Genomic DNA, 15,030 nt, shown 5'->3' with positions numbered 1-15,030 from the left:
CCGTCAAAGCGGAATATTGTGTTCTTCGGCGAAGCGCTTCAGCAATTCGCGCATCGGGACTTTCGGCGCCTTTTCGTCGAGCGCATCGGTCATCATGCGCTCGAGAGCGCTTGCGTCGAGCCCGAGCAGCATGGCCTTCACGGGGCCGATCGCCGCAGGCGACATCGAGATCGACCGGAAACCCAGGCCGAGCAGCGCCATCGCCGACAGCGGCTTGCCCGCCATCTCGCCGCACAGCGTCACCGGCGTGTTGTTGCGCTGGCCTGCGCGAACGATGTCGCGGAGAATGCGCAGGAACGGCCGCTCCAGAATGTCGAAACGGTCGGACACCCGCGCATTGCCGCGATCCACCGCCATGGCGAACTGGAAGAGATCGTTGGAGCCGACAGACACGAAATCGGTTTCCGCCATGAGTTCGTCGAGTTGCCAGAGCAGCGACGGAACTTCCAGCATCGCGCCGAACTGCAGCTTGCGCGGCAGGAGATGGCCAAATTTGGAGAGATGCTGCACTTCCTTTTGCAGGAGAACGCGGACCGCCCGCAATTCCTGCACCTCGGTGACCATGGGAATCATGATCTTCAGCTCGGTGCCGCCCGCCGCCTTGAGAAGGGCGCGCATCTGGGTGCGCAACAGGCCCGGACGGTCGAGCGCCAGGCGGATCGCGCGCCAGCCGAGCGCGGGATTCTCTTCCTTGATCGCCTGGAAATAGGGAACGACCTTGTCCGAACCGATGTCGAGGGTGCGGAACGTCACCGGCCGTCCGGCGGCCTGCTTGATGACGTTGCGATAGAAGGCTTCCTGCTCCTCGCCCTTGGGCATGGTCGAGGCGATCATGAACTGCAATTCGGTGCGGAACAGGCCGATTCCCTCGGCGCCGGCTTCCGAAAGCTGCGGCAGGTCGACCAGCAGGCCGGCATTCATGTTCAGGCTGATGCGGCGACCGTCGCGCGTGGCGGGTTCGACGGCGCGCAGCGCCCGGAACTGCTCCTGCCGGCGAGCGCGGAAACGCACCTTTTCTTCATAGGCCTTCTGCACGTCCTGGGCGGGACGCAGGTGGACCTTGCCGTCTTCGCCGTCGATGATGATGGCGTCGCCCTTCTCCGCCAGCGACACTGCGCCTTCGGCCTGGCCGACGACGGAATGCCCATGGCCTTGGCGACGATGACGACATGGCTGGTGACCGCGCCTTCCTCGAGCACGAGGCCGCGAACATTGGTCCGGGGGTAATCGAGAAGTTCGGCCGCGCCCATGGCGCGCGCCACGATGATGGCGTCGTTCGGAAACGCCGCCGCCGCCGCATGCGCGCCGTAGCCGGCCAACTGCCTCAAGAGACGATTGGCGAGGTCGTCGAAATCATGCATCCGCTCGCGCAGATAGGGATCGGTGAGCCGCATCATCCGGGCGCGCGTTTCGCTCTGCACGCGCTCGACCGCCGCTTCCGCCGTCAAGCCGTTGCGAATAGCCTCTTCGAGCTTGCGCACCCAGCCGCGGTCGTGGGCGAACATCCGATAGGCTTCGAGAACGGCGCGGTGCTCGCCTTCCATGGAGACTTCGCGGCGCGACAGCATGTCGTCGATGCTGATCCGCAGCGAGCCCAAGGCTTCTCCGAGGCGGTTCAGCTCCAGTTCGACGTCTTCGTTGAGCAGGTTGGTGACGACGACGCGCGGATCGTGCAGCACGACATAGCCCAGACCGATGCCGTCGCCATAGGCGTCGCCTTCGATCGTGACGGGGCGGGAGAGGTCGAGCTCTTGGCCGGGCTTGGTGAGCTTCTTGAGTTCGCCCGACGCCACCATTTCGGCCAGCACCATGGCGACCGTTTCGAGCGCTTCGACCTCGTCGTCGGAATAATGGCGCTGCGCCCGGTTCTGGACGACGAGAACGCCGAGCGCGCGGCCGGCGCGCAGGATCGGCACGCCGAGGAAGGAATGAAACAGCTCTTCGCCGGTTTCGGGCAGATAGGCGTAGGCCGGATGGCTTTGCGCGTCCGAGAGATTGAGCGGCTGGGCCGAGGCCGCGATCGTGCCGACCAGGCCCTCGCCCATCTTCAACTGGGCGAGGTGGACCGATTCCTTGTTGAGGCCTTCGGTGGCGTAGAGCTCGAGCACGCCATCGGCGCGCAGCACATAGACCGAGCACACCTCCGCAACCATGTTGCGGGCGATCTGCATCACGATCCTGTCGAGGCGATCCTGAGGCTCCAGCGGCTCCGCCGAAAGCTCTCGCAAGCGCCTGAGCAGGATACGCGGTCCAGCTGCCATGTCTCTGATCACGAAGGCGCCCTTCCGAACTGCTCTACCAGGAAAAGGAGCCGACGCAGTATGTCAAATCATGACGCTGACGCAGCCCCCGGCTCGCCTTACTTCTTATCCAGTCCGTAGGCCGAATGCAAAGTGCGAACCGCGAGTTCTCCATAGGCGCCGTCGATCAAGATTGAAATCTTGATTTCAGACGTCGTGATCGCCTTGATATTGATGCCTTTGGCGGCGAGCGCGGAGAAGGCCTGGGCGGCAACGCCCGCATGGCTGCGCATGCCGATGCCGATGACGGACACTTTCACCAGCCCCGATTCGCTCTGGATCACGTCGAAGCCGACCTGATGCTTCTGCTCGTCGAGCACTTTCAGCGCCTTTTCGAGATCGCCGGTCGGCACGGTGAAGGTCATGTCGGTGCGCGAACCGTCTTCGGAAATGTTCTGTACGATCATGTCGACATTGATATGGGCTTCGGCGAGCGGTCCGAAGATCGCGGCCGACACGCCGGGCCGGTCGGCCAGACGGCGGAGCGAGATCTGCGCTTCATCCTTGGCGAAGGCGATGCCGGTTACGACTTCCTGTTCCACGATTTCTTCCTCATCACAAATCAGCGTTCCGGGCGGGTTGAGAAGATCGCCCATGCCCGGCGCATCGGGGTCTTCGAAAGACGAGCGCACGAAGGTGCGGACCTTGTGAACCATGGCGAGTTCGACCGAACGGACCTGCAGGACCTTGGAGCCCAGCGAGGCCATTTCAAGCATTTCCTCGAACACCACCTTCTTCAGGCGCCTGGCTTTGGGTTCGATGCGCGGATCGGTCGTATAGACGCCGTCGACGTCGGTATAGATGTCGCAACGATCCGCCTTGACGGCGGCGGCGATGGCGACGGCTGAGGTGTCGGAGCCGCCGCGGCCGAGCGTCGCGATGCGATTGTCCGGACCGAGGCCCTGGAAGCCGGCGACGACGGCGACCTGGCCGTCCTGCATGCGGCGGATGATCTCGGCGCCGTCGATTTCGAGAATGCGTGCGGCGCCATGGGCGTTGTCGGTGCGGATCGGGATCTGCCAGCCCTGCCAGGAGCGGGCGTTGACGCCGAGCGACTGCAGCGCGATGGCGAGAAGACCGGATGTCACCTGCTCGCCCGAGGCGACGACGGCGTCATATTCGCGCGCGTCGTAGAAAGGGGAATCCGCCTTGGCCACTTTCGGCGTGTTCTGCACCCAGCCGACGAGCTCGTTGGTCTTTCCGGACATGGCGGATACGACGACGGCGACTTCGTGACCGGCGTCGACCTCGCGTTTGACATGCCGCGCCACGTTATGGATGCGGTCTAGATCAGCGACGGAGGTTCCGCCGAATTTCATCACGATGCGCGCCATGCCAGTCTTTTCCATATCCCGCGCGCCATCCCGGCTGCGCCAAAATTTACGGCTTCCGCCTCTGCGCGGCGAAATTGTCGGGTCTCTTAAAGGAAGACCGGCGCTGATTCAATGGGCGGAATGTGAGGCGAAAAGTTAAACTGGACGAGCCAGCCCCACTAAAGCTTCAGCCACTAAATCCAGGGTCACCCTCACCTGCCGGCATTTGGGCGGGCGCTCGGCCTTCGGCCAGCCTCCAAGAGCATGACAAGGAGTCAGACCATGGCAAGCAAGACGACCAAAACCGTTTCCGATCTCAGCGCCGTGAGCGGAACATCCGCCGCCGACACCATCGTGGTGACGGCTTCGGTCCGCAACGACAGCGTCGATCTCGGCGGCGGTCGCGACACGTTGATCCTGAAAGCCGCCGGCAATACGGTCGTGGTCAGCGACATCGAATCCATTCTCGGTTCGAGCGGCGACGACATCGTTCGCTATGATTCCAATCTGACGCAGGGTGCGATCAATCTCGGCGGCGGCGACGACAAGCTGCAGCTGCAGGACAACGGCGCCACCGTGACGATCTACAACATCGAAACGGTCACCGGCGGGGACGGCACGCAGAAAATCCTGTTCGATCAGGTGGCCAACGGCGTCGTCATCAACCTCGGCGACGGCGCGACGGACACGGTCGACCTCGACAATTTCAAGAACAATCTCATCACGGTCTCGAACACGGAGACGGTTCTCGGCGGGTCCAACAGCGATATCGTCTATATACAGACGGAAATGGACGGCGGTCGGATCGATCTCGGCTCCAAGGGTGACAAACTCTTCCTCAACGATGCGTCCACCGTCACCATATCGGGCGTCGAAACGCTGACGGCAAGCAGCGGCAACGACGTGATCACGGTGAGCTCCGCAGTGACGCGCGTGTCCTACGATCTCGGCGGCGGCGCAGCCGACGAACTGATCTTGAAGGGCTCCAACAACACAATCACCATCGCCAACGCCGAATCCGTGCTCGGCGCAAACGGCATCGACAGCGTGGTCTGGAGCGGCGCCGCCAGAGGTCTCGAAATCGATCTCGCCGGCGGCAAGGACGTCTTGACGCTCGACAATTTCCGCAACACGGTCTCCCTCTTCAGCGTCGAGACGATCTATGGCGGCGGCAGCACCGACATCGTCTATATGATGGACAAGACGGCGACCTCGATCGACCTGCGTGGCGGCGACGACAAAGTGTTTCTGTTCGAGGACGGATCGACGATTTCGCTGCGCAATATCGAAACGATCATCGGCGCCGAAGACGGCAAGGACGTCGTCACGATCGGAACGCTGGCGAATGGCCTGACCATCGATCTCGGCGGAGAAGGCGACACGCTGAAGCTCGGAAAATACAACAACACGGTTTCCGTCCAAGGCGTCGAAACCATTACCGGCACGCTGCACACGAAAAGCGACGACATCACGGTGCTCGACCAGATCACCGGCGGGCGTTACGATCTCTATAACGGCAACGATCGCCTGAAGCTGGCCGACTTCGACAACACGCTGACCATCGCCTCGATCGAAACAGTGATCGGCGGGGCCGAAGACGATCTCATCACCGTGTCGGGCCGGCTGACCCGCGCCACCATCAATCTGGGGGATGGCGACGACCAGATCACGCTCGCCGACGCCGCCAATTCGCTCACCATCGCCAAGACCGAAACCATTCTCGGCGGCAGCCAGGCCGACTACGTCTTCCTCGGCGCCCAGCCGACCGACGGCGAATTCAACGTCGATCTCGGAGGAGGCGTCGACACGCTCGTGACCTCCGTGAACGGCAACACCGTGACCGTCGAAAATGTCGAAACGATCATCGGCAAGGCCGGCGACGACACGATCTACCTCGTGTCCGCCATCAGCGGTCTCTCGATCGATCTGGGCGACGGCGAGGACACGGTGGACTTCTCCGAGACGGGCGCGACGATCACCCTCGCCAATGTCGAAAATGTCAATGCGGACGGGTCCAGCGTCGACAACAACGTCACCTTCAGCACCCAGATCACCGCGGGTCTGGTGACGCTCGGCTCCGGGATCGACATCGTTTCGCTGGCGAACTACGTCAACACCGTGACCATGGTGGACGTGGAGACCATCGTCGGCGGAACGTCGACCGACAAGGTCTATCTCTCTGGCTCCTATACGGCCGGGGCGATCGATTTGGGCGGCGGGCTGGATATGCTCGATCTCTCGGACGTCATGTCCGACACGACGGTTTCCGTCGCGCTTGCCGAAACGATCATCGGCTCCAATCAATCCGACCTCGTTACGATCGTGATGCCCGACAACAAGAAGGGATCGCTGATCGAACTCGGACTGGTGGATCTCCGAGGCGGCAGCGACGGCGTCATCATCAACGCCTTTGCAAAGGCGACGCTCACGAATACAGAGACGATCATCGGCAATGGCCAGAAGCAGGACATTACACTTCTGGGACCCTATGTCGGAGAAATCGACCTCGGAAATCCCGCAGATACGGTCGACGGCACGGGCCAGACGATCAGCGGCGGCGTGGATGGAGACATCCTGCGGCTGGGGGCGACGTCCGCGTCCGACGCCAACACGATCACCATCAGCAACATCGAATCCGTCGTGGGCTCCAGCGTCTCCGACGTGCTGATTTTCGGATCGAGCGTATCGGCGATGGTCCTCGATCTCGGCGACGGCCTCGATCAGGTGATCTTCGATTCGACCGGCGGCACCGTGTCTTTGATTTCGGTGGAAACGGTAACCGGCAGCGTTTCGGCCGACAGCGTTGTTTTCACCAAACAGGTCACAGGCGCTCAAGTCAATCTGGGTGACTCGACCGACAGCCTGACGCTCTCCAACTTTCAGAACACGCTGACGATTTCCAACACGGAATCGGTTCTCGGAGGATCTACCACCGATGTGCTGACGCTCGAGGGAGAGGTGACCGGTTCGCAGATCAATCTCGGCTCCGGGTTCGACACGGTCAATTTCGGCAATGTCGACACGACGGTGACGCTCATGTCGGTCGAAACCGTCAATGGCGGCAGCGGCAACGACGCCGTCACTTTGGGCTCCGCGGGCGTCACGGTGGGCTACTTCGATCTTGCCGGCGGCTCCGATCAGGTCATCCTCAACGGCTCGGGCTCCACCCTCACCGTGTTGAACGCCGAAACCATCACCGGCGCCGGAGGCGCGACAAGGTTTATCTCGGAGCCAACGGCGCGGTCAGAATCGATCTCGGCGGCAATTCCGACGCGGTGTTTCTCTTTTCTGGCGGCAGCACGGTCAGCGTCCAGAATGTCGAGTCCGTTTCAGGGGGTGCAGGTGACGATCTCGTCGTGCTCACCGACACTTATTCTGGCGGAACGATCAATCTCGGCGGAGGCTCGGACACCGTGAAGATCGACGCGAGCGGCGCGATGATGACGATCATCGGCGTCGAATCCGTAGCCGGAGGCAGCGGGTCCGACATCGTCGCCTTCGTCGAACAGGTCACCGGAGCAATGCTTGATCTCGACGCCGGCGCGGATCAGGTGACGCTCGCGAATTTCAACAACACTGTCACGGTCAGGAACATAGAGACGGTGACGGGAGGCTCGCAGAACGACACGATCCAACTGTCCGACTCGTGGACAGGTGGTTCTTTCAATCTCGGCAGCGGCCAGGACACGCTTTACTTCGACGACGGCGGGACGCTGTCGGTCGGATTGATCGAGAGCATTTTCGGATCGAGCGACGCGGACAATCTCACGATCACCGCAGCCAGCGCCATAGCCATGATCGACCTCGGGGCCGGCAACGATATTCTGGCCTGGTCAAATGTGGCGGTCACCGCGACGGTGGCCTATGTCGAATCGGTCAATGGCGGGTCGCAGACCGACGTCATCGTCTTCGATTCGAGCCTTTCCGGCGGCTCGATTAGCCTCGGTGACGGCAGCGACCGGTTGACGCTCTACGCCGGCGACGGCAACACGCTCACGGTCACCGGCGTCGAAACCGTCTATGGCGGCACGGATCGGGACGCCGTCCATACGGGTTCATCGAGCTATCTCGGTTTCTTCAGCCTCGGAAGCGGCGTCGATACCCTAGAGCTTGGTTCCGGCAGCAACATCATTACGCTGTCCAGCGTGGAAACCGTGACTGCAGGCGCAGGCGACGACAGAATCTCTTTCTCGGGGTCGGCGCAGGGCGTAATGCTCGAACTCGGCGGCGGCAACGACACGGTGTCGCTCGACAATGCGGTCAATACGCTGACGATCGAATTCGCCGAGACGATCAATGGCGGCAATTTCAACGATACGGTCAGGGTCGAGGGCGACATGACCGGCGGCGCCATCAATCTCGGCAGCGGCGCCGATACAGTGACCTTCGCCGACGGCGTGACCGCAACGGTGACGGCGGTGGAATCCCTGTCCGGAGCGTCGGAAGACGATTCGATCACCCTCAGCACAAGCTACACCGGAGCCTATATCGATCTGGGAGGCGGCACCGATTATCTGACATTCGCCGCAGCCGGCACGGCCACGCTCGCCAATGTGGAAAACATCCTGGCCGGCGCGGGCGTCAATTCCATCGTTCTCGATGAACAGGCGTCGAGTTTCTCAAAGATTGAACTGGGCACCGGCGACGACTCGATCCGCATGGGTCTGGGCGTCAACACAGTCTATGGCGGCACAGGCACCGATCAGTTCATCTTCAGCAGCATCAGCCAGTCGACGTCGACAAACCGACGTCATCGCGGACTTCACGGCCGCGACCGACGACCTCGTCTTTTCAGGCCTGCTGACCGGCAGTTTCACATATCTCGGAAATGCGACGTCGTTCGGCGCCACGGGCAATTCTCAGGCGTATTTCTCGGAAATCGGCGACAAGCTCTATGTCGACGTCAATGGCGATGCGGCGACCGACATGGTGATCCAGTTGACCGGCATCGACTATGACGACCTGACGACCGCCGACTTCATCTGGAGCTGACGCCGTTCAGGCACCCTCGCCCAGGGCGCCTTTGATCAGCGCCTTGGCGTCGTCGCTGTCCCAGGCGGCGGGGCCGTTCATGGCGCCGAGCATGCAGCCCTGGCCGTCCACGAGCACGGTGGCGGGCAGGCCCATGGCGACGCCGAGCTTCTTGAGCGCGTTGAAGCTCGACAGGCTGGCGTCGTGGTGCAAGGGCAGCGCGTCGATCTCGTTGTCTTTCAGGAAGGCGAGCGGCTTGGCCGCATCGCCATTGTCGAGGTTGATTGTCGTCACCTGGAAGCGATCGCCGCCCAGAGATTTCTGCAAACCATTGAGGGCCGGCATTTCCTCGCGGCATGGTACGCACCATGTCGCCCAGAGATTGACCAGCTGAACCTTCGGCCGGTAGCCGTCGATCGATATGTCCTTGCCGGCCTCGTCCTTCAGCACCGGAAGCGACAGCGGCGCGGGCTCGCTGGCCGGAATGAAGGCGGCCACCTGCCCCTTGGCGAGCGGCTGAAGCCGGGCCGCGACCGCTTTCGCCGGCGCGCATTGGCTGGCTGCGGCGGCGGATGCGCCATTGCCATCGCCGGCTTCCTTCATGTAAACGGCGATACCACCGGCGACGAGACCCGCAAGGGCGGCGATCGCCACGAGTTTGGTGGAGGGAAAGAGGGTCGGCTTCTTGTCCTTCATCGGGTCCATCTCTTGAAAAACGGCAAGGCGCGTCATGTCCGAGGGCAATTCGAATTCTTCCTCCAACCAGATGTGGGGCGGCCGCTTCGCGGCGGGCCCGGCGTCCATCATGGAGGAAATCAACGCCTCGATCGGCTTCGACAAGAAACTCTACGCCCAAGACATCGCCGGCTCCATCGCCCATGCGACCATGCTGGCGGCGCAAGAGATCATCACGGACGCCGATCGCGACCAGATCGTCGCCGGGCTTAATCAGATCAAGGACGAGATTGAAAGCGGACAATTCGTCTTCTCACGCAAACTTGAAGACATCCACATGAATGTGGAATCGCGGCTGGCCGAACTGATCGGCCCCGCCGCCGGCCGCCTGCATACCGGCCGCTCGCGCAACGACCAGGTGGCGGTGGATTTCCGCCTCTGGGTCAAGGCGGAACTCATCAAGACCGAAGCGCTGATGACCGGCCTGATCAAGGCCTTCCTCGACAAGGCCGAGGCGCATGCCGACACCGTGATGCCCGGCTTCACCCATCTGCAGACCGCCCAACCTGTCACCTTCGGTCATCACTGCATGGCCTATGTGGAAATGATCGGCCGCGACCGCTCGCGTGTCCGCGACGCAATCGCCCGCCTCGACGAATCCCCGCTTGGCGCGGCGGCGCTGGCCGGCACGCCCTATCCGATCGACCGCCACATGACGGCGCAGGCGCTCGGCTTTCGCGAACCGACCCGCAATTCGATCGACACCGTCTCGGATCGCGATTTCGCGCTGGAATTCCTGTCGCTCGCCGCCATCTCGGCCACGCATCTGTCGCGCTTCGCCGAGGAAATCGTCATCTGGACCACGCCGCAATTCGGCTTCATCCGTCTGTCGGACGCGTTCTCGACCGGCTCGTCGATCATGCCGCAGAAGAAGAACCCCGACGCCGCGGAACTGGTGCGCGCCAAGACCGGCCGCATCAACGGTTCGCTGATCGCGCTGTTGACGGTGATGAAGGGCCTGCCGCTCGCTTATTCCAAGGACATGCAGGAAGACAAGGAACAGGTGTTCGACGCCGCCGAAAGCCTGGAACTGGCGCTCGCCGCCATGACCGGCATGGTGGCCGATATGACGGTGAACGTGACCAGGATGAAGGCCGCCGCCGGCGCGGGCTTCTCCACCGCCACCGACCTCGCCGACTGGCTGGTGCGCGCCGTCGGCCTGCCCTTCCGGGAAGCCCATCATGTGACCGGCCGCGCCGTGGCGCTGGCGGAAAGCAAAGCCTGCGATCTATCCGATCTCCCGCTCGATGAATTGCAGGCTATCCATCCCGGCGTGACGGAAGACGTCTACAAGGTCGTCACCGTCGAAGCCTCGGTCGCCGCCCGCAAGAGCTATGGCGGCACGGCGCCCGACCAGGTGCGAAGCCAGATCGCCGCCTGGCGCGAGCGTGTCTGAGCCATAACGCCGGTTTGCGCGCGCATCACGATAATAGAGATGCGCGCCGCCGCTTTTTTCGCTAATCAGGACGGCAGTCAGTTTCAAGGATCCGCGATGTCGAAGACCCTTTCAGTCCGCTTTCTTTCGATAGCCCTGTTGATGTCGGCCGGGCTGGCGCTGTCCGGCTGCGGCCGCAAGGGCGATCTCGAAACGCCCGGCCAGACCGAGCCGGCGCAGAAACCCAAGGCTGACGACAAAGCCAAGATCGAAGACCGCCCCTTCATCCTCGACCCTCTGCTCTGATCGGATCCCCGCCGTGAACCATTTCGACTACAAGGACGGCGTGCTCTACGCCGAGAACGTCTCCGTTCCCGAAATCGCCGCCGCCGTCGGCACGCCGTTCTATCTCTATTCCACCGCCACCCTCGAGCGTCATGTGCGGGTGTTCAAGGACGCCTTTTCGGACGTGGACTCATTGGTCTGCTATGCGATGAAGGCCAATTCCAACCAGGCGGTGCTGAAGACGATCGGCCGCATGGGCGCGGGCATCGACGTGGTGTCGGAAGGCGAATTGCGCCGCGCGCTCGCCGCCGGCATTCCTGCCGATCGCATCATGTTTTCGGGCGTCGGCAAGAAGACGCGCGAAATGAATTTCGCGCTCGACGCCGGCATCTATTGCTTCAACGTCGAGAGCGAACCGGAGCTCGAAGCGCTGAACGCCTGCGCCATCGCCAAGGGCAAGCGGGCGCCCGTGTCCTTCCGCATCAACCCCGACGTCGACGCCAAGACCCATTCGAAGATCTCGACCGGCAAGAAGGAAAACAAGTTCGGCATCTCCTATGACCGCGCCCGCGCCGTCTATGCGCATGCCGCGACGCTTGCCGGCATCGAAGTCACCGGCATCGACATGCATATCGGCAGCCAGATCACCGATCTGCAGCCGTTCGACGACGCCTTCCGGCTGCTCGCCGAGCTGGTCGAGACGCTGCGCGCCGACGGTCATCATATCGAGCATGTCGATATCGGCGGCGGTCTCGGCATTCCCTACAAGCTCGACAACAATCCGCCGCCCAATCCCGAAGCCTATTCGAAGGTCGTCAAGAACCAGTTGCGCGGCCTCGGCTGCAAGATCGTCACCGAACCGGGCCGGCTGATCGTCGGCAATGCCGGCATTCTCGTAACCGAGGTCGTCTATGTGAAGGATGGCGGCGACAAGACTTTCGTCATCGTCGACGCGGCGATGAACGACTTGATCCGGCCCACCCTCTATGAGGCCTGGCACGAGATCATGCCGGTCGAGATCACCGCCGCCAATTCGCCGCGCATCCGCGCCGATGTGGTCGGACCCGTCTGCGAGACCGGCGATTATCTGGCGCTGGATCGGGAAATGGCCGAGCCCAAGCCGGGCGATCTGCTGGCGGTCGGTTCCGCAGGCGCCTATGGCGCGGTGCAAGCCGGCATGTACAATTCGCGCCCGCTCATTCCAGAAGTCCTTGTCAAGGACGAGGCCTTTCACGTCATTCGCTCGCGACCGAGCTATGACGACATGATCGGCGCCGACAGCCTGCCCGATTGGCTGGAAGGCTGACGCTCCACAAGCAAGGCCTAAAGTCATTGTGATCGCGCAATTGCGGGGCTTGCCTCGCCTTTGCCCAAAGAATGCTATGCTTCTGCTTCGGTCACAACGCATCAAGGGCTCCGGATGACAGCGACGGACGACAACGCGCCGCCCCCAGACATGAGCCGCCTGAAACGGCGGATCGCCTGGATGCGGAGGCTCGCAGCCTCGGCGATCGTCGCCGAACGCGGCGTGATCGCGCTCCTGCCCGTACTCGGCGTCATCAGCCTGTTCCTGATCGCAAGCTGGTTCGGCTTCTGGAGGCCGCTGCCGTCGGGATTGAAGATCGCCGCGTTGGTGGTCTTCGCGTTCGGCTTCTCCGTATCGCTCCTGTCTCTCGGTCGTTTCCGCTGGCCGACGCCGGACGAGATCGACAGCAGGCTCGAACAGAAGAGCGGCCTCCGCCATCAGGCGATCCGCGTCCAGAACGAAGCGCCCGCGACATCCGATCCCTTCGCCCTCGCCCTGTGGAAAGCCCACCAGGAACGTATGGCGCGCAGGATCGGCGCGATCGACAGCGGCGGTCCGGCGCCGGATATCGCACGGCGCGATCCCTATGCGCTGCGCGCCCTCGCCGTGCTCGGGCTCGTGGTGGCCTGGAGCTTTTCGCTGTCCAATTTCGGCGGCCGCGTCTCCGACGCCTTCACCTTTCCTCACCCGAGGATATCGCGGCTTCCAGCCGTATCGACGCCTGGCTGACGCCGCCGGCTTACACGGGCGCGGCGCCGATCTATCTCACCGCGCAACGCGGTGCGAACCCCCTGCTCCAGACGCCGACGCCCCTGTGGTCGCGCCGCAATTCTCGGTGCTGACGGTCCGCGTCAGCGGTCCTGCCGCCGGAGAGCAGGCGAGCTTCACGCCCGCCGGCTCCGACAAGGACGTGCTGTTGACGCCGGACAAGCCGACTGCCGAGAAGGATGCTGCGAAGCCTGTCGCAACCGCGCCCGAAAGCGCGAGTTACACCGTCAAGCTCGCCCGTGACGGCTCCTTTGCGCTGGGCGCGATCAATTTCGCCTTCAAGCTCACGCCTGATGAGGCCCCGACAATTCGCTTCGACAAGGAGCCGGATCGCGCCGTCAATGGCGCGTTGGAAATCGCCTTCGCGGCGGGGGACGACTACGGGATCACCGAGGCGCGGGCCGAAATCAAGCCTGTCGATCAAGACCCCAAGGCGATCGCCCTGTTCGAATTGCCCGTGTTTCGGCTCGACGTGCCCGGCAACGCCAAGTCGGTGAAGGCCACCGCGAGCAGGGATTTGACCGAACATCCGCTCTCCGGCAAGAAAGTGGCGGTGACGCTGGTCGCCCGCGACGCCGCCGGACATGAAGCCCGCAGCGAGACCAAGACGATCCTGATGCCGCAGCGCATCTTCACACAGGCGCTCGCCGGTTCGATCGCCGAACAGCGACAGGTCTTCGCGCTCGACGTCAACAAAGTTCCCAAAGCGCTGCAACTCTCGGAGATCGCCGGCTTCCGCGCCGACGAGACGATCCCGAATCTCTCGCATTACCTGATGCTCGAATCGACCCGCAACCGGCTGCGCCTCGCCGACACCGTGCCGGCGCTCGAGGAAACGTCGGGCTATTTCTGGGACGTCGCCCGCTATATCGAGGACGGCGATCTCTCCAATGCCGAAAAGCGTCTTCGCGACGCCCAGCAGAAACTGTCGGAAGCCCTGTCGCGCAACGCCTCCGACAAGGAGATCGAAGCGTTGATGAAGGAATTGCGCGAGGCGATGAAGACCTATCTCAGCGAACTCGCCAAGCGCATGGGCAATCCTGAAAACAACCAGATGGCCAGCCAGCCGCAGAAGATGATGCGGGCGCAGGACATCGACAAGATGCTCAACCAGCTCGAAAATCTCGCCCGCTCCGGCTCGCGCGAAGAGGCGCAGAAGCTGCTGTCGGAAATGCAGCGCATGATGAACAACCTGCAGACGGCGCGGCCGCAGAACCAGCGCCAGCCGGGCGACAATCCGATGCGCGACCAGATCGACCGGCTGGGCGAGCTGATGCAGAAACAACAGAAGCTGATGGAGGAAACCCATCGGCTCGAACAGACGCTTCGCGACCGCATGCAGCGCGGCGATCCGCGCGACGAACAGGGTTTGAACAACGAAGATCCTTTCCAGGACATGACGCCGCCGGGTGAGGAGGAACAGCCGCAGGCCGGAGATCCGAACGGCAAGGAGCCGTCGCCGGAAGACAAGATGACGGCCGATCAGCTGCGCGAGGCATTGAAGGCTCTCAAGGAGCGTCAGGCGCAGCTGCAGAAAGATCTGAAGGGCATGGAGAAGAAGCTCTCCGAACTCGGCATGAAACCGATGCCGGGGTTCGGCGAAGCCGGTAAGGAAATGGGCGAATCATCCGATGCGCTCGGCAAATCGCAGGGCCAACGCTCCGCCGACGCGCAGGGACGCGCCCTCGAAGCGTTGCGCAAGGGCGCGGGTGAAATGATGCAGCAGTTGCAGCAGGCCGGCGAAGGACAGGGACAGGGCATGGGCATGCCGGGCCAGCAGGCCGACGGCGCCGATCCCCTTGGCCGTCGACCCGGCCAGATGGGCGGCGACATCGACGAGCAGGTCAAGGTGCCCGACCAGATCGACATCCAGCGCGCCCGCGAAATCCTCGAAGAAATCCGCAAGCGTCTCGGCGACGGACCTGCGAGCATCATCGAACGTGATTATCTGGAAAGGCTGCTCGATCTCAAATGAGG

10 protein-coding genes and 1 pseudogene are annotated in these 15,030 nt (G+C 62.8%); 8 read left to right on the top strand and 3 right to left on the bottom strand.

Going from position 1 to position 15,030, the window contains the following annotated elements:
• Positions 1-3: 3 nt before the first annotated feature.
• Together ptsP and H2O14_RS13515 are read right to left on the bottom strand one after the other, a co-directional pair.
• Positions 4-2,270, bottom strand: a pseudogene (gene ptsP, locus H2O14_RS13520) (phosphoenolpyruvate--protein phosphotransferase).
• 89 nt (positions 2,271-2,359) lie between these two features.
• On the bottom strand, positions 2,360-3,634 hold the full coding sequence (locus tag H2O14_RS13515; protein WP_182829371.1) for an aspartate kinase: 1,275 nt from the start codon (positions 3,632-3,634) through the stop codon (positions 2,360-2,362).
• A gap of 261 nt (positions 3,635-3,895) precedes the next feature.
• Between H2O14_RS13515 and H2O14_RS13510 the strand changes: the two genes are divergently transcribed.
• The gene (locus H2O14_RS13510; RefSeq protein WP_182828068.1) at positions 3,896-7,030 is read left to right on the top strand and encodes a hypothetical protein; all 3,135 of its coding nucleotides are present in this window, start codon (positions 3,896-3,898) and stop codon (positions 7,028-7,030) included.
• On the top strand, positions 6,970-8,571 hold the full coding sequence (locus H2O14_RS13505; RefSeq protein WP_182828067.1) for a calcium-binding protein: 1,602 nt from the start codon (positions 6,970-6,972) through the stop codon (positions 8,569-8,571). Before H2O14_RS13510 ends, H2O14_RS13505 begins: the two co-directional genes overlap by 61 nt.
• Before the next feature lie 40 nt (positions 8,572-8,611).
• On the opposite strand, the gene tlpA is transcribed toward H2O14_RS13505, so the two are convergent.
• Positions 8,612-9,280, bottom strand: coding sequence for a thiol:disulfide interchange protein TlpA (tlpA, locus tag H2O14_RS13500; RefSeq protein ID WP_182828066.1), 669 nt, complete (start codon positions 9,278-9,280; stop codon positions 8,612-8,614).
• A gap of 34 nt (positions 9,281-9,314) precedes the next feature.
• On the opposite strand from tlpA, the gene argH reads away from it, so the two are divergent.
• From argH to H2O14_RS13480, 6 genes are all read left to right on the top strand, one after another.
• Complete coding sequence (argH, locus tag H2O14_RS13495) at positions 9,315-10,715, top strand: argininosuccinate lyase (protein ID WP_182828065.1); 1,401 nt, start codon at positions 9,315-9,317, stop codon at positions 10,713-10,715.
• 96 nt (positions 10,716-10,811) lie between these two features.
• Entirely contained in the window at positions 10,812-11,000 is a 189-nt protein-coding gene (lptM, locus tag H2O14_RS13490; RefSeq protein ID WP_182828064.1) for an LPS translocon maturation chaperone LptM, read from the top strand.
• A gap of 13 nt (positions 11,001-11,013) precedes the next feature.
• Positions 11,014-12,285, top strand: coding sequence for a diaminopimelate decarboxylase (gene lysA, locus H2O14_RS13485; protein ID WP_182828063.1), 1,272 nt, complete (start codon positions 11,014-11,016; stop codon positions 12,283-12,285).
• A gap of 114 nt (positions 12,286-12,399) precedes the next feature.
• Entirely contained in the window at positions 12,400-13,014 is a 615-nt protein-coding gene (locus H2O14_RS28480) for a DUF4175 family protein (protein ID WP_281409986.1), read from the top strand.
• Positions 12,912-13,127 (top strand): DUF4175 family protein, encoded by a 216-nt coding sequence (locus H2O14_RS28475; protein WP_281410025.1) that lies wholly within the window; start codon positions 12,912-12,914, stop codon positions 13,125-13,127. Before H2O14_RS28480 ends, H2O14_RS28475 begins: the two co-directional genes overlap by 103 nt.
• Complete coding sequence (locus H2O14_RS13480; protein ID WP_312858603.1) at positions 13,100-15,028, top strand: TIGR02302 family protein; 1,929 nt, start codon at positions 13,100-13,102, stop codon at positions 15,026-15,028. Before H2O14_RS28475 ends, H2O14_RS13480 begins: the two co-directional genes overlap by 28 nt.
• The last annotated feature ends 2 nt before the right edge of the window (positions 15,029-15,030 follow it).

The organism is Rhizobium sp. G21, assembly GCF_014158035.1.
GTDB lineage: Bacteria > Pseudomonadota > Alphaproteobacteria > Rhizobiales > Rhizobiaceae > Rhizobium_E.
The sequence above is the reverse complement of the archived record's forward strand: the minus strand, read 5'-3'. Positions and strand labels throughout refer to the sequence as shown.